Origin of the sequence: Diaphorobacter sp. LR2014-1 (assembly GCF_002916785.1) — a bacterium.
In the GTDB taxonomy this organism is placed as follows: Bacteria; Pseudomonadota; Gammaproteobacteria; order Burkholderiales; family Burkholderiaceae_C; genus Diaphorobacter; species Diaphorobacter nitroreducens.
Genome location: NZ_MTBE01000003.1, coordinates 122,275 through 143,098, shown reverse-complemented (window position 1 = coordinate 143,098; position 20,824 = coordinate 122,275). Strand labels below are relative to the sequence as shown.

Here is a 20,824-nt window from a genome sequence, read left to right as displayed (position 1 = left end):
GCGGCGGCGCGGGTCGGCAAGTATCATAGCCGCCGCTATGAATACATCCAGCAACCGCGCCGCCAGCGGCACTTCTTCCCAGCCCGACAGCGGCTTCAGCTATACCCGAGAGTTCTTTGAAGGCCTGGTGGACCATGCCCTGGCCCATGCCAAGAAGTTGGGCGCTACCGACGCGGGGGCGGACGCCTCGGAAGGCTGCGGCCTGTCGGTGAACGTACGCAAGGGCGAGCTGGAGACGGTGGAGCGCAACCGCGACAAGTCGCTGGGCGTGACGGTGTACGTGGGCCACCGCCGTGGCAATGCGAGCACGTCCGACTTCTCGCTGGCCGCCGTGGAGCGCACGGTGCAGGCGGCCTACGACATCGCCCGCTTCACCGCCGAGGACCCGGTGGCCGGCCTGCCCGACGCGGCCGACATCGCGCCACAGGAAACGCACCGCGACCTGCAACTGTTCCACCCCTGGGCCGTCACCAGCGAAGAGGCCGCGCTTCTCGCGCTGGAGTGCGAGGCCGCCGCCTTCAAGACCCACAAACGCATCACCAACAGCGAAGGCGCGGGCGTGTCGGCGCAGCAGAGCCATTTCTTCAGCGCCCACACACGCGGCTTTCGCGGCGGCTACGCCAGTTCGCGCCACAGCATCTCGGTGGCGCCCATCGCCTCGCTGCCAGGGCGCAATGCCGAGATGCAGCGCGACGCCTGGTACAGCTCCATGCGCGACGCGCGCGAACTGGCCGCGCCCGAGGCCGTGGGCCGCTACGCCGCCCAGCGCGCGTTGAGCCGCCTGGGCAGCCGCAAGATCCCCACCACCGAATGCCCGGTGCTGTTCGAGTCGCCCCTGGCCGCCGGCCTGCTGGGCGGCTTCGTGCAGGCCGTGAGCGGCGGCGCGCTGTACCGCAAGAGCAGCTTTCTCGTCGATTCGCTGGGCAAGCAGGTGTTCGCCAAGCACATCGACGTGGCCGAGGACCCGTTCATCCTGGGCGGCAAGGGCAGCACGCCGTTCGACGACGAGGGCGTGCGCGTGGCGCCGCGCCAGGTGGTGGAGGCGGGCCGCGTGCAGGGCTATTTCCTCAGCACCTATTCGGCGCGCAAGCTCGGCATGCCGACCACCGGTAACGCCGGCGGCTCGCACAACCTGGTGCTGTCGTCGCGCCTTACGAAGCCCGGCGACGACCTGGACGCCATGCTGCAAAAGCTGGGCACGGGCCTGTTCGTGATCGAGCTCATGGGCCAGGGCGTGAACTACGTGACGGGCGACTACTCGCGCGGCGCCAGCGGCTTCTGGGTGGAGAACGGCCGCATCGCTTATCCGGTGCACGAGATCACCATCGCCGGCAACCTCAAGGACATGCTGCGCGGCATCGAGGCCGTGGGCGCCGACGCCTACACCTATGGCGCCAAGACGGTGGGCTCCATCCTCATCAACCGCATGAAGGTGGCGGGCAGTTGAGCCGCGCCGCGCCGGCAGTCCGCGCATGAGCACGTCGCTGTCGCGGGCCGACTGGGCCAAGGCGCTTGTGGTGGTTGTGGTCTGGGGGCTGAACTTCGTCGTCATGAAGTGGGGCCTGGCCACGCTGTCGCCGCTGGTGCTGTGCGCGCTGCGCTTCCTGGCGGCGTCGCTGCCGTTCCTGCTGTTCGTGCGCCCGCCGCGGCACCTGTCCTGGGGCGTGATGGCGGCCTATGGCTTGGTGCAGGGTGTGGGACAGTTCGGCCTGCTGTTCACCGGCATGCAGCTGGGCATGCCTGCCGGCATGGCATCGGTGGTGCTGCAGACACAGGCTTTCATCACCATGCTGCTGGCCGCGGCCTTTCTGGGCGAGACGCCTCACCGCTGGCAGTGGCTGGGCCTGTGCATCGCCATCGGCGGGCTGGTGCTGATTGGCGCGGCGCATGGCGACGGCGCCTCGGGCATGACGCTGGCGGGCTTTGTGCTGACGGTGAGCGCGGCGGCCATGTGGTCCACGTCCAACCTGCTCACGCGCGTGGCCGCGCGCCAGGGGCCGTACGAGCCCGTGTCCTTCATCGTCTGGACCAGCCTGTTTCCCATCTTGCCGCTGCTGCTGCTGTCGTGGTGGGTGGACGGCGCGGACAGCATGGCGCAGCAACTGCGCGGCCTGGGCTGGCGCGAACTGGGCGTGGTGGCCTATCTGGCGCTGCTGTCCACCTTGCTGGGCTACGGCCTGTGGACGCGCCTGCTGCAGCGCTACGCCGCCAGCACGGTGGCGCCGCTGTCGCTGCTGGTGCCGGTGGTGGGGCTGCTGTCGGCCATGCTGCTGCTGGGCGAGCGCCCCACGGCCTGGCAATGGATGGGCACGCTGGGCGTGCTGGCGGGCATGGTGATCAACCAGTTCGGCGGGCTGTGGGCCAAGCGCCGCCGCGGGACTGAATCTATATAAAAATTGGCTCTAGCGCTTGCCAGTCAAGCGCTAGATGCTCCTGAAACGGTAGCAAAACCCGCGTTCGGCGCAGCAACTTGCCTCTCAGCCGCCGCGCACCATGGAGAGGATCTTGGCCGTGTCGAGCTGGCGCGCGGTCGCCTGCATCTGCGGCAAGTAACGCGCCTGCAATTGCTGGCCGTCCTGCATCACGTGCTGGTAGGCGTCCTTGAGCATGTCGGTGGACAGCGTGCGCCCGCCCGCGTAGTACTGGTTGGCCACATGCCCCAGCGCATAGGTGGCCGCAAAGCTCATGCCGCTGCTCACCGCCTGGCGCCCCAGGCCGCCCATCAGGCCCTTGCCGGCCTTGCCCAGCAGGCCGCTGAGCAGCTTGCGGCCTGCCTGCTCCAGGTACTGAGAGGTGAGCCCCACGCCCAGCGTCGCGAGGAAGTCCTTGATGTGCCCGCGGTCCAGCTCATAGCCGTAGCTCTGGCCGATCTGGTAGACCAGCCGCATTTGCAGCGGAATGATGGCCAGGGTGGACAGATTCTCGGGCAGCAGTTCGATGGCGCCGTTCATGATCGACGCCTGCAGAATCTTGCGGTCCATCTCGGCGGGCGGCAGGCTGCCGGGGCGGCGCTGCGCGGCGGTGGTGGGCAGCGCGTCCGCAGCGGCGGGGTGGGGGGCCGGTGTCGCAGGCGCAGTGGATGCGTCCAATGGCGTTTGCAGAGGCGCTTGCAGAGGCGCTTGCAAAGGGGCGTCGGCCACGGCCTGGGCCTCGGCATCGAATCCCCCTGTGGTATGCGCGCCCCCCAGGCCCCAGGCCTGGCGCACCTGGGCCAGGAAGGCGTCTTCCTTGGCGCTGGTGTGGCCGTCGGCTTCGCACACGCACACGGCCATCTCATAAGCCAGCTGGCGCGACTCGGGAGAGGCCAGGCGGCCCAACACTTCTGGCAGCTGCACACGGCGCAGCAGCACGTCCTGGTACAGGCCGGGCAGGTTGACCTGCGCGTCGCCCGCAAGGCCTTGCGCGACCTCGCGGATTTGCTCACGCTCGCGGTCGTGCTTCTCGCCGTCTGCGTACGAGGCCATCAGGCACAAGGTGAGGGTGGCGCGGATTTCTTCTGCGGTCATGGTGCTCCTGAGGCGGTGAAGAGATGCAGATGGGAGTGCAAGGCGGCAGCGGGGTTCCCTGCCGCGCTGGCCCTTTACCCGTTGGAAAAAAAACCGCCCGAGGGCGGTTTTTGTCACGGACGGTTCACATCGCGAGGCCGTCAGGCGGCCACCATGGGCACGACCTTGTATTCGCCCGCGGCGATTTTCTTTTGCCACTCGGCCGGGCCGGTGATGTGGGCGCTGGTGCCGCCCGCGTCCACGGCCACGGTGACGGGCATGTCCACCACGTCGAACTCATAGATGGCTTCCATGCCCAGGTCCGCAAAGCCCACCACCTTGGCGTTCTTGATGGCCTTGCTGACCAGGTAGGCGGCGCCGCCCACGGCCATCAGGTAGGCGCTCTTGTGGTTCTTGATGGACTCGATGGCGACCGGGCCGCGCTCGGCCTTGCCGATCATGGCGATCAGGCCGGTCTGCTCCAGCATCATGTCGGTGAACTTGTCCATGCGCGTGGCGGTGGTGGGGCCGGCGGGGCCCACGGCCTCGTCCTTCACCGGGTCCACGGGGCCCACGTAGTAGATCACGCGGTTGGTGAAGTCCACGGGCAGCTTCTCACCCTTGGCCAGCATGTCCTGGATGCGCTTGTGCGCGGCGTCGCGGCCGGTGAGCATCTTGCCGTTCAGCAGCAGCGTCTGGCCAGGCTTCCAGCTCGCGACCTCTTCCTTGGTCAGGGTGTTGAGGTCCACGCGCTTGCTGGTCTCGGTGTTGGGCGCCCAGTCCACCTTGGGCCACAGGTCCAGGCTCGGCGGGTCCATGTAGACGGGGCCGGAGCCGTCCATCACGAAGTGCGCGTGGCGCGTGGCCGCGCAGTTGGGGATCATGGCCACGGGCTTGCTGGCCGCGTGCGTGGGGTACATCTTGATCTTCACGTCCAGCACGGTGGCCAGGCCGCCCAGGCCCTGGGCGCCGATGCCCAGGGCGTTGACCTTCTCGTACAGCTCCAGGCGCAGCTCCTCGACCTGGTCCAGCTTCTCGCCGCGCTGGCTCTTGGCCAGCAGCTCGTACATGTCCAGGTCTTCCATCAGGCTTTCCTTGGCCAGCAGCACGGCCTTTTCCGCCGTACCGCCGATGCCGATGCCCAGCATGCCCGGCGGGCACCAGCCGGCGCCCATGGTGGGTACGGTCTTGAGCACCCAGTCCACCAGGTTGTCGCTGGGGTTCATCATGACCATCTTGGACTTGTTCTCGCTGCCGCCGCCCTTGGCGGCCACCGTCACGTCCAGCGTGTCGCCGGGCACGATCTGCACGCTGATGACGGCGGGTGTGTTGTCCTTGGTGTTCTTGCGAGCAAACTGCGGGTCGGCGACGACCGACGCGCGCAGCGTGTTGTCGGGGTGGTTGTAGCCGCGGCGCACGCCTTCGTTGATGGCGTCCTCCAGGCTCTGGTCGGCGGCGAAGCCCTCGAAGCGCACGCCCATGCCCACCTTCAGGAACACGTTCACGATGCCCGTGTCCTGGCAGATCGGGCGGTGGCCCGTGGCGCTCATCTTGCTGTTGGTGAGGATCTGCGCCATCGCATCCTTGGCCGCGGGGCTCTGCTCGCGCTCGTAGGCGCGGGCCAGGTGCTGGATGTAGTCGGCGGGGTGGTAGTAGGAGATGTACTGCAGCGCGGCAGCTACGGACTCCACAAGGTCGTTGTACCGGATGGTCGTGGTCATGTGGGGGAGGATTCTTGTGAAACGGACGCCCGCGATTATCGCCCTGCACCTTGCACGCGCCTGATGCAAGGGCAAAAGCAAGGGTAGAAGCCCCATCCGCCCGGCGTGGCGGCAGGGGCTTTCAGTGGCCGTGCGGCCATTTGCGGTGAAATCGCTCCGTTGCTCCTTCCCGGATCAGAAAGGCCTTTGCATGACTACCAGCACCCGTATCGAACGCGACACCTTCGGCCCCATCGAGGTGCCGGCCGACAGGCTCTGGGGCGCGCAGACGCAGCGCTCGCTGCAGAACTTCGCCATCTCGGGCGAACGACAGCCGCAGGAACTCATCCGCGCGCTGGCGCAGGTCAAGCGCGCGTCGGCCCGGGTCAACCACGCGCTGGGGCTGCTGGGGGCGGACAAGACGCGCGCCATCGTCGCCGCGGCCGACGAGGTGCTGCTGGGCCAGCACGACGACGAGTTCCCGCTGGTGGTCTGGCAGACCGGCTCGGGCACGCAGACCAACATGAACGTCAACGAGGTGCTGGCCAACCGCGCCAGCGAGCTGTTGGGCGGCGAGCGCGGCGAGGCACGGCTGGTACATCCCAACGACGACGTGAACAAGAGCCAGTCCAGCAACGACGTGTTCCCCACCGCCACGCATGTGGCCGCGGTGCAGGCGCTGGTGCACCGGCTGTTGCCCGCCATGGAGGAGCTGCGCGCCACCCTGCAGGCCAAGGCCGAGGCGTTCGACGACATCGTGAAGATCGGCCGCACCCATTTGCAGGACGCGACGCCGCTCACGCTGGGGCAGGAGATCTCGGGCTGGGTGGCGCAGCTTGCCCATGGGGAACGCCACGTGCGCGCGGCGCTGCCGCACCTGTATGAACTGGCCCTGGGCGGGACGGCCGTGGGCACGGGCCTGAATGCGCCCGAGGGCTACGCCGAACGTGTGGCGCAGGAGCTGGCCCAGTTCACCGGTCAGCCCTTCGTGACCTCGCCCAACAAGTTCGAATCGCTCGCATCGCAGGACGCGCTGGTGCATGCCCACGGCGCGCTGAAGACGCTGGCGGCCAGCCTCACGAAGATCGCCAACGACGTGCGGTGGCTGGCCAGCGGCCCGCGCAGCGGCATCGGCGAGATCACCATCCCTGAGAACGAGCCCGGCTCGTCCATCATGCCCGGCAAAGTGAACCCCACGCAGTGCGAGGCGCTGACCATGCTGTGCGCCCAGGTGCTGGGCAACGACGTGGCCATCAACATCGGCGGGGCCAGTGGCAACTTCGAGCTGAACGTGTTCCGCCCGCTGGTGGCGCACAACTTCCTGCAGAGCGTGCGGTTGCTGGCCGACGGCATGGTGAGCTTCAACGAGCACTGCGCCGTGGGGATAGAGCCCAACCGCGCGCGCATCGCGGAGCTGGTGGAACGCTCGCTGATGCTGGTGACGGCGCTCAGCCCGCACATCGGCTACGACAAGGCCGCGGCGATTGCCAAGAAGGCGCACAAGGAAGGCAGCACGCTGCGCGAGGCCGCGCTGGCGCTGGGCTACGTGACGCCCGCGCAGTTCGATGAGTGGGTGGTGCCCGCCCGGATGGTGGGGCGCTGACGGCTGGGAGGGACGTTGCGACGGTGGGCGGCGCGCTCAATCGTCGCCGCGGCCGTCTGCCGCAGCCTGGTCCACCAGCGTCTGCAGGCCGGTGGCGTCCAGGATCTCGATGCCGCGCGGGCGCACGCTGATCAGGCCCTCGCGTTCCAGCCATTTCAATTCCACGTTCACGCGCTGGCGCGAGCCGCCCAGCAGGCAGGCCAGTTCGTCTTGCGCCAGCGACAGGCCCAGCGGCACGCTCTCGCCTGGCTCGGTGCGCTGCGGGCCGAAGCGCTGCAGCAGCTGTAGCAGTTGCTTGGCCAGGCGCGCGCGCAGCGGCAGCGTGGCCATGTCTTCCATCATGCAATACAGCGACCGCATGCTCCACGCCTGCAGCGTGAGCAGCGCCTCGCCGAACGAGGGATGCTCCTGCAGCAGCGTGCGGAAGGTGGGTTCGGGCACGCTCAACAGCGTGGTGGGGCCATGGGCATGCGCGTCGTAGGTGCAGGGACGGCCGTAGAGCACCTCGGCCTCACCCACCCAGATTCCGGGCTCCACATAGGCCAGCGTGACCAGCTTGCCCGAGGGCGTGGTGCGTTGAAAGCGCAGCGCGCCACTGGCGCAGGTGAACCATTCGCGGATGGGACGGCCCTGCTCGACGATCAGGTCGCCGTGTGCATGGCGCGTCACGTGCCCCAGGCGGAAGATGTCGTGCCGCAGCGAGGGCGAGAGGGTGGAGAACCAGGGGCTGCGGTCCAGGGCCTCGCGCTCGCGCGCCGACAACAGGGGACGTTGCAGCGACACGTCGGCACAAAAGCGCAGGGGAGCGGGCATGGTGGTTCGTCGGTGAAGGGCGCCGGGCGCGGGAACAGAGGCTGCGGCATTCTAGGCGCCGTCACGCTCGGTAACAAACCCTTGTCCCCACCCGGCGTAGGCCGCTGTAGCTGCCGGGGTGCGTTTAAAGCAAAAAGTGCTCTAAACGCGCTTGTGGTAAGCGCAAACAGCTATTAAAAAAGGAGCTAACTCAGTCCTGAGCGTCCTGCGGCGCCGCGGGCGGGTCGAAGGCAAAGCCCACGCCATAGACCGAGCGGATCCAGTCGTGCCCGGCGGGGTCGGCGCTGCGCAGCTTGCGGCGCAGATTCTTGATGTGGCTGTCCACGGCGCGCTCGTTGGGCTCCTGCGGCGAGTCCGGGTAGGCGTGCTGCAGCAACTGGGCGCGCGACAGCACGCTGCGCGGGTGTGCCAGCAGGGTGCGCAGCAGATGCCATTCGCGCGGTGTCAGCGCCACGAGGGTGCCGTGCAGCGTGGCTTGCAGCTGGGCCTCGTCCAGCACCAGCGCGCCGTAGGCCAGCTCCGCCTGCGCGGCGGCCTGGGCCGGCGGTGCGCGCCGGCGCAGCACGGCCTTCACGCGCGCCACCACCTCGCGCGGCGAGAAGGGCTTGCAAATGTAGTCGTCCGCGCCCAGTTCCAGGCCGATGAGGCGGTCCACTTCTTCCACGCGGGCAGTGATCACCACGATGGGGTTGTCGGTGTGGCGGCGCGCCTGGCGCAGCACCTCCAGCCCGTCGATGCCGGGCAGCATGACGTCCAGCAGCGTCAGGTCGGGCGGCTGGGGGGCGGTGAGGGCCTGCAGGGCCGTGCGGCCGTCGGCCGCGTGCTCCGGGGCGTAGCCCGCGTGGCGCAGGTAGTCCAGCAGCACGTCGGCGATGTCCTGCTCGTCCTCCACGACGAGGATGCGTGCGGGCGTGGTCATGGCGAGGGGTTCTCCAGTAGAGGCAGCGTGAGGGTGATGCGCAGACCGCCCAGCGGCGAGGCGCTGGCTTCGATCTGGCCGCCGTGCGCCTGCACGATGGTGCGGCAGATGGCCAGGCCCAGGCCCGAGCCGCCCAGGTCGCCCGAGGCGCGGCGGCGCGAGGCCTCGGCACGGTACAGACGCTCAAACAGGTGCGGCAGCTCGTGCGGCGCCACGCCGGGCGCCGTGTCGTCCAGGCGCAGCGTGAGGCGCGGCGGGCCGCCATTGCGCTGCACATTGGCCGACACCTGCAGCCGCCCGCCGGGGTCGGTGTAGCGCAGGCTGTTTTCCAGCAGGTTCAGGAACACGCGGTGCAACTGCTGTGCGTTGCCGTGTACCTGCAGCGGCTGCTTGGCGAGCGTGGCCAGGTCTGGCGCGGCCTGCAGCGCGACGCCCGTCTGGTCGAAGCGCGACTGCATGCCGGCCATGGCCTCGCGCAGCAGCGCGAGCGGCTGCACGGCGCTCATGACGGGCGGGGGCTGGTCGCCGGCCATGTCCACGCTGGCGCGCAGATCGCCCACGAGCTGGATCAGCCGCATCACCTGGCGGTGCAGGCGGCGCGCGGTCTTTTCGTCGAACGGGCGCACGCCGTCCTGCACGGCCTCGATCTCGGCGCGCATCGCGGCCAGCGGCGTGCGCAGTTCATGCGCGGTGTCCCCGATCCACTGGCGGCGCGAGGCCTCGACGCTCGCAAGCTGCTCGGCCATGGCGTTGAAGGTGTGGATCAGGCGGGTGAATTCCTCGCTGTCGGCCTGTTCGGGCACGCGGGTGTGCAGCTCGCCGGCCGCAATGGCCTGCGCGCCGGTCACCAGCGTGTCGATGGGGCGCAGCCAGCGCCGCGCCAGCCACCAGGACAGCAGCAGTGCCAGCGCCAGGCCCGTCACGCCGCTCCACACCACGAAACCGAGCTGCTTGGACAGAAATGCGCGGTCCGCATCGCGCTCCAGCCCGTCAAGCGGCGCCAGCACCAGGTGGCCGATCAGGCGCCCCTCGCCGTCGCGCAGCGCGGTCCGCGCACCGCCGGCAACGGGTGCGGCGCCGGCCACCACGCGGCCCTGCGTATCCACCACGCCCAGGCGCCGCGAAAGCGCGTCCACCGGCGGCGGGGCCGTGCCGGGCGTGACCTGGGGTAGCAACAGGGGCTCGGGCGCAGGCACGGGAGCGGGTCCGAAGGTCGGCATCTGGACGTTGCGCGGGCGGCGCAGCTCGCGCCACAGGCCGGGCTGCTCGCGCAGTGTCTGCCAGCCGCCCTGCTGTTCATACGCGGCCTGCAGGCGGAACACCAGCCAGTCCATACGCGCCAACTCCACCTCGGCCACGTAGGGACCCAGCCCCCGCTGCAGCCCCAGCAGCGAGAAGCCCACGAACAGCACCAGCATCACGACCAGCAGCGCCGACAGGGCTGCAAAGGCCTTGCCTTGGAGGGTGAGACGCGGAAGTTGCATGAAGTGGGGAGCCGCTTGGCCGTGGTGAAACGCCGAGGATGGCATGGCCGGGCCACCCCCGGGGTCTGGCCGCGGTGGCACGAAGCGCGCCAAATGCAACCAATGGCAACGCCTCGCCCGCAGGCATGGGCGGGGCGAAAGCCCGCCCCGTCCGACTCTTGCGCTACTTAAAAGATAGCTGTTCGCGCATGAGGGACGGGCGTTATCTCCTGTTTTTATGCAAATTGTTGCAAAGGCACCCGTCAGCGGGCCGCGGCCAGCGCCTGCTGCACCCAGCCGTCAAAGGTCTTCTGGTGTGCCTTGATCCAGCCGTTCACATGGCGTTCGATGTCGGCGGCCTTGTTCTGGCCCCGGCTCATCAGGTGGTTCTGGGCGTTGATGTCGGCCACGGGCAGCTGCATCACTTCGAACAGCTTGGCGGCGGCGGGGTTGGCCTCGGCCCAGGCCTTGTTGGCCACGATCTGCTGCTGGTTCACCACGAAGCCGTAGTTCTTGCCGTTGGGCAGGCGCGTGTCCAGGCCTTTTTGCTCGCCGGGCAGGGAGGAAAAGGGCACTTCCAGCCAGACCACGTCCTTGCCGGGCTTGAGCTCGTTGCTCACCCAATAGGGCGTCCAGGTGTAGTACAGGACGGGCTTGCCCGCGCGGTAGCGCGTGATGGTGTCGGCGATCAGCGCGGAGTAGGTGCCCTGCTGGTGCGTGACGGTGTTGCGCAGGCCGTAGGCGTCCAGGTGGTGCTCGATCATGGCCTCGCAGCCCCAGCCGGGCGTGCAGCCCGTCAGATCGGCCTTGCCGTCGCCGTTGGTGTCGAACAGCTGGGCAATTTTCGGGTCCTTGAGCTGCTCGACGTTGGTGATGCCATGCGCGTCGGCGGTCTTCTTGTCGATCAGGTAACCCTGCGCCGCGTTGCCCGAGTAGGTGCCGCGCCGGTAGAGCTTCGCGTCGCCGCCAGCGTTCTTGTAATAGTCGGCATGCAGCGGGTTCCAGTGGTCGGCCATGAACGTGGCGTCGCCATTGCCGATGGCGATGTGGGCCGTGGGGTACTCCACCTCCTGGATGGGCTGCACGTCGTAGCCGAGTTTTTCCAGGCCCTTCATGACTAGCCCGGATATTTCACCGTAGTAGAGCCACAAACGAGGACGGCATTGCCCTTGTGTGCCCGAAAATCCAGGTGTCGAATCTTGATCAACGAGCGGGCAATGCCGAAGCCAAACTGTACCGAAGAAATTGACGTTGGGAGCATGGACTTTGGCCGGTTGGGCCGGCGCGTGGTGCAGGGGTGTTTTGACGGCGGCAGCATGACCAGCGATGGTGGCGTGATGCTGCTTGGCCAGGTCGATCGCAAGCTGGGCTTGATGGATGCGGCGGCGCGCTGCATCGCCGATCCGCGCAATCCGCTACTGATCACGCACGACGTGCGCGACATGTTGCGCCAGCGGGTGTACGGCCTGGCGCTGGGCTGGGAAGACCTCAACGACCACGGTGCTCTGCGCTGTGACGTGGCTGTGCAGACGGCTGTTGGCGTGGACCACGAGATTGCCAGCGCGCCTACGCTTTGCCGACTGGAGAAATGGGCCGACCGTGCCACGGCGTGGCGGCTGCACGAGGTGTTGGTCAATCAGTTCATCGCCAGCTTCGAGAGCGCGCCCGAAGAGTTGGTGCTGGACTTTGATGCCACCGACAACCCGTTGCACGGCCAGCAGGAGGCACGCTTCTTCCATGGTTACTACGACAGCTACTGCTACCTGCCCCTGTACGTGTTCTGCGGCCAGCAACTGCTGTGCGCCTACTTGCGGCCCAGCAACATCGATGCGGCGCAGCACGCTGGGGCTATCCTCAAGCTGCTGGTGCGCCGACTGCGCCAGAGTTGGCCGCAGGTGCGCATCGTGTTTCGGGCCGACTCCGGGTTCTGCCGCCAACGCATCCTGAACTGGTGCGAGCGCGCCGGCGTGCACTACATCGTGGGTCTGGCGCGCAATGCACGGCTGCAGGCGCGCGTGGCGTTTGCCGAACTCTCAATGAAAGACGAATACGAGCGCAGCGGGGCCAAACAGCGCATGGTCGATGAATTCGACTACGCCGCACAGAGCTGGCCGCACGAGCGGCGCGTGATCACGCGGCTTGAATGGGGCGCGCAAGGCTGCAACCCGCGCTTCATCGTGACAAACCTTGCCGGTGATCCCCAGGCGCTGTACGACGGCGTGTACTGCCAGCGCGGCGAGGCGGAGAACCGGATCAAGGAAGCGCAGGTAGGGCTGTTCGCCACGCGCACGAGCTGCCATGTGCTGCGCTCCAACCAACTGCGCATGCTGCTGGCCGCGCTGGGCTACGTGCTGGTAGAGAGGCTGCGCGCGTTGGCGTTGCAGGGCACAGAGCTGGCCACGGCGCAGATCGACACGCTGCGCATGAAGCTGCTCAAGGTGGCGGCAGTGGTGACGCGCAACACGCGGCGCATCCGCCTGTACCTGGCCTCCAACTGGCCCAGTGCGCAGACCTTCGCGCACGCCATGAGCCAGCTGCGCTCACCCTGAACACACCAGCAGCGCCTGGCCGGCGCGATGAAACAAAAACGGCCCGCAACCCAAGCCGGGGTGGGGGTCAGTGCGACCGCATTGCGCATGCCAACCATCACACCCATGGCTGCGGCCAACATCGTGGCCTTGCTCGCTCAAATCCGCGCCGCGATGCCCCGCTGCGCAGGCCGTTACCTACATGCGTGAAATATCCGGGCTAGGGCCTGTTCACACTATTTTTGCCAGATGCGTTGCGATCAAAAAGGGCCAGGCGCAANGGCCCTTTTTGATCGCAACCCGGAGGGAACGGAGTGAAAACCGCGCCATTCGTCGTTGCCCTCCTAGCCAAGGCCCCGGCCTTGGCGTCGTCACGCGCCTAGATTGGCGCGGTTTTCACGCCATTCGCACTGGCAAAAATAGTGTGAACAGGCCCTAGCAGTGTCTGGAAGGTCTCCTCGGCGATCGAGCTCTTGAGAGGCAGCACCTTCACGCCCTTGCCGGGCAGGGCGGTGGGCTGGGCCAGCGCAGCGGTGGCGCCCAGCGCCAGGCCCAGACCCGCGGCAACCGCGGCCAGCGGCGCGCGCAGGCGGCGGGCGAGGGCGGCGCATGCGCCGGAACGTGCAGCGTGTGTGGGAGAGGTCAGCGACAGAAGAGTCATCCGGGGTTTCCTTTCTGGTGGTGAACGGGAGTGGTGTCAGGCCGCGGAGTTGCGGGGGGTGGCAAGCGGGGCGGCATGCGACGCGGGCGCTGCGGGCTTGCCGCGCACGGCGCGCAGCACCAGGCCCGCGGGGCCGGTGTGCCACCAGCGCGCACTGGCGCGCCGCGGCTGGCCCATGGCCTGGGTGAGGCGGTCCAGCACGATGGCCAGCAGCACGATCCCCAGGCCGCCCACGGTGGCCAGGCCCATGTCCAGCCGGCCGATGCCGCGCAGTACCATCTGGCCCAGGCCGCCCACGGCGATCATCGAGGCGATGACCACCATCGACAGCGACAGCATCAGCGCCTGGTTGATGCCGGCCATGATCGAGGGCATGGCCAGCGGCAGCTGCACCTTCCACAGCAATTGCAGGGGCGAAGCGCCATAGGCGCGGCTGGCCTCGATCAGATCAGGGCGCACCTGGCGCAGGCCCAGGTTGGTCAGGCGGACCAACGGCGGCAGCGCGAACACGATGGTCACGATCACGCCCGGCACGTTGCCGATGCCGAACAGCATCACCACCGGCACCAGGTACACGAAGGCGGGCGTGGTCTGCATGGCGTCCAGCAGCGGGCGCGTCCAGCGCTGTGCGCGTTCGCTGGCCGCCAGCACGATGCCCATGGGCAGGCCGATGACGACGCAGAACAACAGCGATGTGAGCACCAGCGCCAGCGTCACCATGGCGTCGGGCCAGATGCCCAAGAGCGCCACCAGCCCCAGCGACAGCGCCGCGCCCACGGCCAGGCCGCGGCCGGCGAACTGCCAGGCCAGCAGCGTGACCAGCGCGATGAGCGCGGGCGCGGGCGCGGCCAGCAGCAGGTCGGTCACGCCGGTGAGCGTGGCGTCGATGGGCGCGCGCACCGCCTGGAAGAACGGGCGGAAGTTCTCCACCACCCAATGCAGGCCCTCGTTGATCCAGCCCTGCACGGGCAGGCCGTCCGTGGCGACCTGCTGCCACAGGCCGGCCAGTCCGGCGTCGGGCTCGGGCATCGGCGCCGCCGCGGCGTCAAGCCAGTCCGCGCCGGCCGCGGCATCGGTGCCGGCGGTGCCGCCGGCGCCCCACGGGTCGGCATCCGCGGGTTGCAGCGCAGTGTCGGCGGCCCAGGGGTCGTTGGCTTGTGCTTGCGCCTGAGCGGGCGCGGCGTCGGCGGGTGCCCAGGGATCGTCGATGGCGGCGGTCTCTTGCGTTGTGTCGTTCATGCGTGTCCTCTCCTTGGGTTGTTCTTAGCGGGGCGCTGCCACCGGCGTGCTGGCTTGCGCCGGGAAGTGGGGGTGGAGCTGGATGGGTGGCACCTCCGCCTGCGGCGGCGGCACGGGCGGCGTGTCGCGGTCCAGGAACTTCATCAGCGTGGTGCGGCTGATCACGCCCTGGTAGATGCCGTCCTCGTCCACCACCGGAAGCGGGCAGGGCGCACTGCTCATGGGGCCGAACAGGTCCGCCACCGGCGTGGCGGCATCCAGCGGCTGGGCATTGGGCAAGAAGGCATGGTGCAGGCCCAGCGCGCCCTGGCGGCCGTGCAGCGCTTCACGCAGCGACTGCGACGACACCACGCCCAGCAGGCGCTTGCGGCTGTTGAGCACGTAGGCGTGGTCGCGGTCCGAGTCCTCCAGCAGGCGCAGTGCCGCGCGGCAGCCGCGGTCGTCGTGCTCGGACACCAGGGTGAGCGCCTGGCGCGCGATGTCGGCCGCCTTGAACACCGCCGCAGCGTCCACGCCGCGCACGAAGCTGCGTACGTAGTCGTTGGCAGGCGCGCGCAGGATCTCGTCGGGCGTGCCCACCTGCACCACGTGGCCGTCCTTCATGATGGCGATGCGGTCGCCGATGCGCATGGCCTCGTCCAGGTCGTGCGAGATGAAAACGATGGTGCGGCGCTTGATCTGCTGCAGGCGCAGCAGCTCGCTTTGCATCTCGGTGCGGATGATCGGGTCCAGCGCGGAGAACGCCTCGTCCATGAGCAGGATGGACGGGTCCGCGGCCAGCGCGCGCGCCAGCCCCACCCGCTGCTGCATGCCGCCCGAGAGTTCGTCGGGGTAGCTGGCGCCCCAGGCGCCCAGGCCCACCTGCTGCAGGGCCTCCTGCGCTGCCTGCTGGCGCTCGGCACGGTCCACTCCGGCGAGTTCCAGCCCGAAGGCGGCGTTGTCCAGCACCGTCATGTGCGGCATCAGGGCGAACGACTGGAACACCATGCTGATGTCCTTGCGCCGCAGCGCGCGCAACTCGCGGTCGCCCAGACGGTTGATGTCTTGGCCGTCCACCAGGATGCGGCCGCTGGTGGGCTCGATCAGGCGGTTGAGCATGCGCACCAGCGTGGACTTGCCCGAGCCCGATAGGCCCATGACGACGAAGATTTCGCCGGCCTCGATGGTGAAGCTGGCATCGAACACGCCGATGGAATGGCCCGTGCGCTCCAGGATCTGCTGCTTGCTCAGGCCCTGCTGCACAAGGCGCAGCGCTTCCTGCGGCGAGTCGCCGAAGACCTTGAAGACATGGTCGATGATGATTTGCTTGGCCACCGTGTGGGTCCTTCCTCGGTTGTGACGGGTTGAACGGGCCCCTGCCGCACCAATGGCGGCAGGAACGCAAAGGCCAAAGCGGCACACACGACCCCGATGCGGCGTCCCTGCGAGGGCACGCGCGTCGCCAATCGACGGGCGCGGCCTGCAGGGCCGGGAAGAGGGCGGACACGAAAAGTGACCAGATCGGCCCGAATGGCACGCGAACGGTGCGCAAGGGCCTGGGTGCGCGGCGCAAGAGGTCTGGCTGAGGACTTGCGCAGTCACGCGGATGCCGTGCGCCGCGCATTGGCGGCAGGGCACCCTGGGGCATCAGGGGCGAATACTTCGGCCTGTGTGCCAGGGCCGCCAGCAGTGGGAGGCGCGTTGGCACGGGGCGCTCTCGGGCAACGCAGCCACAAAGAGCGAATTACCTGCGCGGCAGGTTGTAAAACACCGTGAAAGTATAGATATTCGGTATTTTTTAGTCAAAAAACGGGTTTTTTGATTTGTGCTATTCCGCGCGTGGACGGACGGCGGGATCGCCGGTTGCTGCAAAATTAATAGCTGCTCGCGCTTGCTGCATAGGTGCTAGAGGGCTTTTGAAGCAAAAAACCCATGGAGCGCGGGCGCTCCATGGGTTTGCGGGCGATTGGCCGGGTGACCGGCCGCATGCCTCAGTGCTTGTCCTCGGAAGTGTGCAGCAGCCGGTCGGTGAGTGCGATGGCCAGCGCGCTGAACAGGAAAGTGACGTGGATGATGGTCTGCCACATGAGCACCTTCTCGCTGTAGTTGGCGGCGTTGATGAAGGTCTTGAGCAGGTGGATCGAACTGATGCCGATGATCGACAGGCCCAGCTTCACCTTGAGCACCGAGGCGTTCACATGGCCCAGCCACTCGGGCTGGTCGGGGTGGCGGTCCAGGCCAAGGCGGCTCACGAAGGTCTCGTAGCCCCCGACGATCACCATGATGAGCAGGTTGGAGATCATCACCACATCGATCAGCGCCAGCACCACCAGCATGATCACCGTCTCGTTGAGCGAGGTGACGGGCGCGTCCGGCTTGTAGCCGATGCTGGTGATGAGCGCCTGCAGCGCGGCCTCGTGGCCGAAAGCCGCTTCCACCAGGTGCCACAGTTCCAGCAGGAAGTGCCAGACATAGACGCCCTGGGCGGCGATCAGGCCCAGGTACAGGGGCAGTTGCAGCCAGCGGCTGGCAAAGATCAGGGCGGGCAGGGGGCGCAGCGGGGCGTTTGCCATGTGGGCGGAATGGGGGGAAGGGGAAGTCATGGTGACGGGAAATGCGTCGGGAAGGTGAGGCGCGCCATTTTAGGGGCAGCCCGTTTCGCCCCGAAGACATGCCACCGTCAGGCATTTCACGCATGCCAGGGCATGGCGCTGGAGCGCTGCCGTATGCTGTGGCGCTCCGTCAGTGGCCTGTAAGTACCAGGGCTGAAAGTACCACTCAAAATTCTTAGCTTCAGGAGACAAACCCATGAGTGCATCGTCCAATGCCATCGAATCCGTATTGGTGGAGAACCGCGTCTTCCCGCCTGCCGATAGCGTGGTGAAGGCGGCCCGCGTGTCGGGCATGGCCGGCTACGAGGCCCTGTGCGCCGAAGCCAACAAGGATCCCGAGGGCTTCTGGGCGCGCCTGGCGCGCGAGCACCTGCAATGGACCAAGCCGTTCACGCAGACACTGGACGAGTCCAAGGCGCCGTTCTACCAGTGGTTTGCCGACGGCGAGCTCAACGCCAGTGCCAACTGCCTGGACAAGCACATGGGCACGCCGGTCGAGAACAAGGCCGCCATCCTCTTCGAGGCCGACGACGGCACCGTCACCCAGGTCACTTACCGGCAACTGCTGGAGCGCGTGAGCCAGTTTGCCAATGCCCTGAAGGCGCATGGCGTGCAGCAGGGCGACCGCGTGCTCATCTACATGCCGATGGGCGTGGAAGGCGTGGTGGCCATGCAGGCCTGCGCGCGCATCGGCGCCACCCACAGCGTGGTGTTCGGCGGTTTCTCTGCCAAGGCGCTGAACGAGCGCATCATCGATGCGGGCGCTGTGGCGGTGATCACGGCCAACTACCAATTGCGCGGCGGCAAGGAGCTACCCCTGAAGGCCATCGTGGACGAGGGCCTGTCCATGGGCGGCTGCGACAGCATCAAGAACGTCTTCGTGTACCAGCGCACGGCCACGGCCTGCGACATGGTGGCGGGGCGTGACAAGACCTTCTCCGAGATCCTGGCCGGCCAGAGCACCGAATGCCCACCCACGCCCGTGGGCGCGGAGCATCCGCTGTTCATCCTCTACACCAGCGGCTCGACGGGCAAGCCCAAGGGCGTGCAGCACAGCACCGGCGGCTACCTGCTGTGGGCCAAGGTGACGATGGAGTGGACCTTCGACATTCGCCCCGACGATGTGTTCTGGTGCACGGCCGATATCGGCTGGATCACGGGCCACACCTACGTGGCCTACGGCCCGCTGGCTGCGGGTGCCACGCAGGTGGTGTTCGAGGGCGTACCCACGTACCCCAACGCCGGGCGCTTCTGGCAGATGATCGAGCGCCACAAGGTCACGGTGTTCTACACGGCGCCCACTGCCATCCGCTCGCTCATCAAGGCGGCCGACTCCGACGAGAGCGTCCACCCCAAGAACTGGGATCTGTCGAGCCTGCGCATCCTGGGCAGCGTGGGCGAGCCCATCAACCCCGAGGCCTGGATGTGGTACTACCGCCATGTGGGCGGCGAGCGCTGTCCTATCGTGGACACGTTCTGGCAGACCGAGAACGGCGGCCACGTCATCACCCCGCTGCCGGGTGCCACGCCGCTCGTGCCGGGTTCGTGCACCTTGCCGCTGCCGGGCATCCAGGCCGCCATCGTCGATGAAACCGGCAAAGACCTGCCCAACGGCGCGGGCGGCATGCTCGTGATCAAGCGGCCCTGGCCCTCGATGATCCGCACCATCTGGGGCGACCCCGAGCGCTTCAAGAAAAGCTACTTCCCCGAAGAGTTGGGGGGCACCACCTACCTGGCCGGCGACGGCGCCGTGCGCAGTGCCGACCGTGGCTACTTCCGCATCACGGGCCGCATCGACGACGTGCTGAACGTGTCGGGCCACCGCATGGGCACGATGGAGATCGAGTCCGCCCTGGTCGCCAAGACGGACCTCGTGGCCGAGGCCGCCGTGGTGGGCCGTCCCGACGACCTGACGGGCGAGGCGATTTGCGCCTTCGTGGTGCTCAAGCGCTCGCGCCCCACGGGCGAGGAGGCCAAGCAGATCGCCACCGAACTGCGCAACTGGGTCGCCAAGGAGATCGGCCCCATCGCCAAGCCCAAGGACATCCGCTTCGGTGACAACCTGCCCAAGACCCGCAGTGGGAAGATCATGCGCCGCCTGCTGCGCTCGATCGCCAAGGGCGAACCCATCACCCAGGACACCAGCACCCTGGAAAACCCCGCAATCCTGGATCAGTTGGCGCAGTCCAACTGATGCAGGAGTCGCCGCAAGGCGCCGGCGCGCAGCGCTTGCGGAGTTGGACAGCACTCCTATCTGCGCAGCAGATGTGGAGTGCCGGCAAAACCTGCATCGGTGGGCCCAGCCCTGCGGGTGAAGGGGTGCCGCGAGGCGTCGTCGTCCAGACTTTGCAGACCCAAGCCGCTTCTTGCCAGGCGGCTTTTTTCGTTTCGGGCGAAGCAGCTTTGAACCCTGGCGTTGTAGGAGCAGGGCGCAAATACCGGGTTGGGCCATGACGGGCATGCCGCCATGGGGTACAACCCGCGCATTGGCCGCACATCCCGTGGGTTGAACACAGATAGCGGTCCAGCTGGCCATCAGGAGTCCCTTGCATGAAGCTCAAAACCCTCATCCTTTTATTGATCGTCGTGGCCATCGGTGCGTTGGCAGCACTCAATTGGGCGACGCTCTCGGTGCCCACCGTCGTTTCATTGGGCGTGGCCACGGTGCAGGCGCCCCTGGGGCTCATCATGCTGGGGCTGACCGTCCTGCTGGGGGCCTTTTTCTTGGCCTATGTGCTGACGCTGCAGGGCTCTGTGCTCATGGAAACGCGCCGCCATGCCAAGGAGATGGCGGCGCAGCGCGAACTGGCCGACCGGGCGGAGGCATCGCGTTTCACGGAGCTGCGCCAGTTCCTGGAAACCCAGCACCGCACGGGCTACGACGCCCTGATGGCGCGCCTGGACGCGCTGGAGGCGCGCCTGAGCGCGCGGGCGCAGGAATCGGACAACATCACTGCCGCCTACGTGGGACAGTTGGAAGACCAATTGCACCGCCGGGGCGAGCCGAAAGCCGTGCAGCCCGTGCCGCCGGTGCGCACGGAGCCGGAACTCAGGCTCTGACGGCCCTTGCGCCATAACAAAGGCCGCAGGGCGTGAGCGCTGCGGCCTTTTTGCAGGGCGCGCCGCGAAGGCGCTTTCCCCTCTGGATTACTTGAGCGACAGGACCCATGTCGCCAGCTTCTTGGCGTCGGCGGCGTTCACCTGGGCGTTGGCGGGCATGGGCACGGGGCCCCACACGCCGGAACTTCCCTTCATGATCTTCTCGGCCAGCTTGTCTGCGGCGCCTGCTTGGCCCGCGTATTTGGCGGCAACGTCCTTGTAGGACGGGCCCACCAGCTTCTTGTCCACGGCGTGGCAAGCCATGCAGTTCTTGGAGGTTGCCAGGGCCTGGTCGGCGAATGCAGGGGCTGCAACCGACAGCGTCATGGCGAGGGTGATCAGTGTGCGCTTCATCGCGGGGTTTCCTCTAGGGTTGGGGTACATTTAGCCTTCAATGGGATTGTAGTGTTCGCCGTTGACGGGCTCCAGGCCAAAGCTCGCGCGGCACCAAAGGATGTGACCATGTATGCGCTGCTTTTAGGCATCTTGTTGATACTTCTCAAATATCTGGAGATCGGCCCTGTGGCGAATTGGTCATGGTGGTGGGTGTTGTCTCCTTTTGCGGTAGCTGCGGCCTGGTGGGCCTGGGCGGATGCCACCGGCTACACCAAGCGCAAGGCCATGGAAAAGATGGACCAGCGTCGCAAGGACCGCATCAACAAACAGAAGGAATCCATGGGCATGGGTCCGCGCCGACCGCGCTGAGGGCTTCTTCCCTGTCCA

The 20,824-nt window shown here is 67.5% G+C and carries 16 protein-coding genes and 2 pseudogenes; 7 read left to right on the top strand and 11 right to left on the bottom strand.

Features of this window, described 5'->3' with window-relative positions; all coding sequences use genetic code 11:
- Positions 1 to 37: 37 nt before the first annotated feature.
- Positions 38 to 1,447 (top strand): metalloprotease PmbA, encoded by a 1,410-nt coding sequence (gene pmbA / locus BV908_RS04005; RefSeq protein WP_103737295.1) that lies wholly within the window; start codon positions 38 to 40, stop codon positions 1,445 to 1,447.
- A gap of 25 nt (positions 1,448 to 1,472) precedes the next feature.
- Positions 1,473 to 2,393 carry an EamA family transporter gene (locus BV908_RS04000; RefSeq protein ID WP_103737294.1) on the top strand — a complete coding sequence of 307 codons (921 nt, stop codon included), beginning with the start codon at positions 1,473 to 1,475 and terminating at the stop codon, positions 2,391 to 2,393.
- Positions 2,394 to 2,477: 84 nt separating this feature from the next.
- Here the strand turns inward: BV908_RS04000 and BV908_RS03995 are convergent, their stop codons facing one another.
- A complete protein-coding gene (locus tag BV908_RS03995) occupies positions 2,478 to 3,506 on the bottom strand; it encodes a TerB family tellurite resistance protein (RefSeq protein WP_103737293.1) in 1,029 nt (342 codons plus the stop codon).
- Positions 3,507 to 3,646: 140 nt separating this feature from the next.
- Complete coding sequence (locus BV908_RS03990) at positions 3,647 to 5,206, bottom strand: fumarate hydratase (RefSeq protein WP_015912701.1); 1,560 nt, start codon at positions 5,204 to 5,206, stop codon at positions 3,647 to 3,649.
- A gap of 190 nt (positions 5,207 to 5,396) precedes the next feature.
- Here BV908_RS03990 and fumC point away from each other — a divergent pair, with 190 nt between their 5' ends.
- Positions 5,397 to 6,788 (top strand): class II fumarate hydratase, encoded by a 1,392-nt coding sequence (gene fumC / locus BV908_RS03985; RefSeq protein WP_103737292.1) that lies wholly within the window; start codon positions 5,397 to 5,399, stop codon positions 6,786 to 6,788.
- Between the two features lie 36 nt (positions 6,789 to 6,824).
- Here fumC and BV908_RS03980 read toward each other — a convergent pair whose 3' ends face one another.
- From BV908_RS03980 to proX (BV908_RS03965), 4 genes and pseudogenes are all read right to left on the bottom strand, one after another.
- On the bottom strand, positions 6,825 to 7,601 hold the full coding sequence (locus BV908_RS03980; protein WP_103737291.1) for a Crp/Fnr family transcriptional regulator: 777 nt from the start codon (positions 7,599 to 7,601) through the stop codon (positions 6,825 to 6,827).
- A gap of 190 nt (positions 7,602 to 7,791) precedes the next feature.
- Positions 7,792 to 8,520, bottom strand: a complete 729-nt coding sequence (locus BV908_RS03975; RefSeq protein WP_011804495.1) for a response regulator — start codon at positions 8,518 to 8,520, stop codon at positions 7,792 to 7,794.
- Positions 8,517 to 10,004 carry an ATP-binding protein gene (locus BV908_RS03970; protein WP_103737290.1) on the bottom strand — a complete coding sequence of 496 codons (1,488 nt, stop codon included), beginning with the start codon at positions 10,002 to 10,004 and terminating at the stop codon, positions 8,517 to 8,519. Before BV908_RS03970 ends, BV908_RS03975 begins: the two co-directional genes overlap by 4 nt.
- Before the next feature lie 242 nt (positions 10,005 to 10,246).
- Positions 10,247 to 11,104: pseudogene (proX, locus tag BV908_RS03965) on the bottom strand (glycine betaine/L-proline ABC transporter substrate-binding protein ProX); the annotation flags it as partial.
- A 96-nt stretch (positions 11,105 to 11,200) separates the two neighbouring features.
- Between proX (BV908_RS03965) and BV908_RS03960 the strand changes: the two are divergent.
- The gene (locus BV908_RS03960; RefSeq protein ID WP_103737289.1) at positions 11,201 to 12,532 is read left to right on the top strand and encodes an IS1380 family transposase; all 1,332 of its coding nucleotides are present in this window, start codon (positions 11,201 to 11,203) and stop codon (positions 12,530 to 12,532) included.
- Positions 12,533 to 12,947: 415 nt separating this feature from the next.
- On the opposite strand, the pseudogene proX (BV908_RS03955) reads toward BV908_RS03960, so the two are convergent.
- From proX (BV908_RS03955) to BV908_RS03940, 4 genes and pseudogenes are all read right to left on the bottom strand, one after another.
- Positions 12,948 to 13,172: pseudogene (gene proX / locus BV908_RS03955) on the bottom strand (proline/glycine betaine ABC transporter substrate-binding protein ProX); the annotation flags it as partial.
- A gap of 36 nt (positions 13,173 to 13,208) precedes the next feature.
- Positions 13,209 to 14,411 (bottom strand): glycine betaine/L-proline ABC transporter permease ProW, encoded by a 1,203-nt coding sequence (gene proW, locus BV908_RS03950; protein WP_103737288.1) that lies wholly within the window; start codon positions 14,409 to 14,411, stop codon positions 13,209 to 13,211.
- 24 nt (positions 14,412 to 14,435) lie between these two features.
- Positions 14,436 to 15,725, bottom strand: a complete 1,290-nt coding sequence (gene proV, locus BV908_RS03945; protein WP_103737287.1) for a glycine betaine/L-proline ABC transporter ATP-binding protein ProV — start codon at positions 15,723 to 15,725, stop codon at positions 14,436 to 14,438.
- Positions 15,726 to 16,381: 656 nt separating this feature from the next.
- Positions 16,382 to 16,963, bottom strand: a complete 582-nt coding sequence (locus BV908_RS03940; protein ID WP_041835925.1) for a TIGR00645 family protein — start codon at positions 16,961 to 16,963, stop codon at positions 16,382 to 16,384.
- Positions 16,964 to 17,198: 235 nt separating this feature from the next.
- Between BV908_RS03940 and acs the strand changes: the two genes are divergently transcribed.
- Together acs and BV908_RS03930 are read left to right on the top strand one after the other, a co-directional pair.
- The gene (gene acs / locus BV908_RS03935) at positions 17,199 to 19,196 is read left to right on the top strand and encodes an acetate--CoA ligase (RefSeq protein ID WP_015912709.1); all 1,998 of its coding nucleotides are present in this window, start codon (positions 17,199 to 17,201) and stop codon (positions 19,194 to 19,196) included.
- A 356-nt stretch (positions 19,197 to 19,552) separates the two neighbouring features.
- Positions 19,553 to 20,062: a hypothetical protein gene (locus tag BV908_RS03930; protein ID WP_011804503.1), complete on the top strand. Its 510-nt coding sequence runs from the start codon at positions 19,553 to 19,555 to the stop codon at positions 20,060 to 20,062.
- 87 nt (positions 20,063 to 20,149) lie between these two features.
- Here BV908_RS03930 and BV908_RS03925 read toward each other — a convergent pair whose 3' ends face one another.
- On the bottom strand, positions 20,150 to 20,455 hold the full coding sequence (locus BV908_RS03925; protein WP_011804504.1) for a c-type cytochrome: 306 nt from the start codon (positions 20,453 to 20,455) through the stop codon (positions 20,150 to 20,152).
- A gap of 108 nt (positions 20,456 to 20,563) precedes the next feature.
- On the opposite strand from BV908_RS03925, the gene BV908_RS03920 reads away from it, so the two are divergent.
- Positions 20,564 to 20,806 carry a TIGR04438 family Trp-rich protein gene (locus tag BV908_RS03920; RefSeq protein WP_011804505.1) on the top strand — a complete coding sequence of 81 codons (243 nt, stop codon included), beginning with the start codon at positions 20,564 to 20,566 and terminating at the stop codon, positions 20,804 to 20,806.
- Positions 20,807 to 20,824 lie beyond the last annotated feature (18 nt).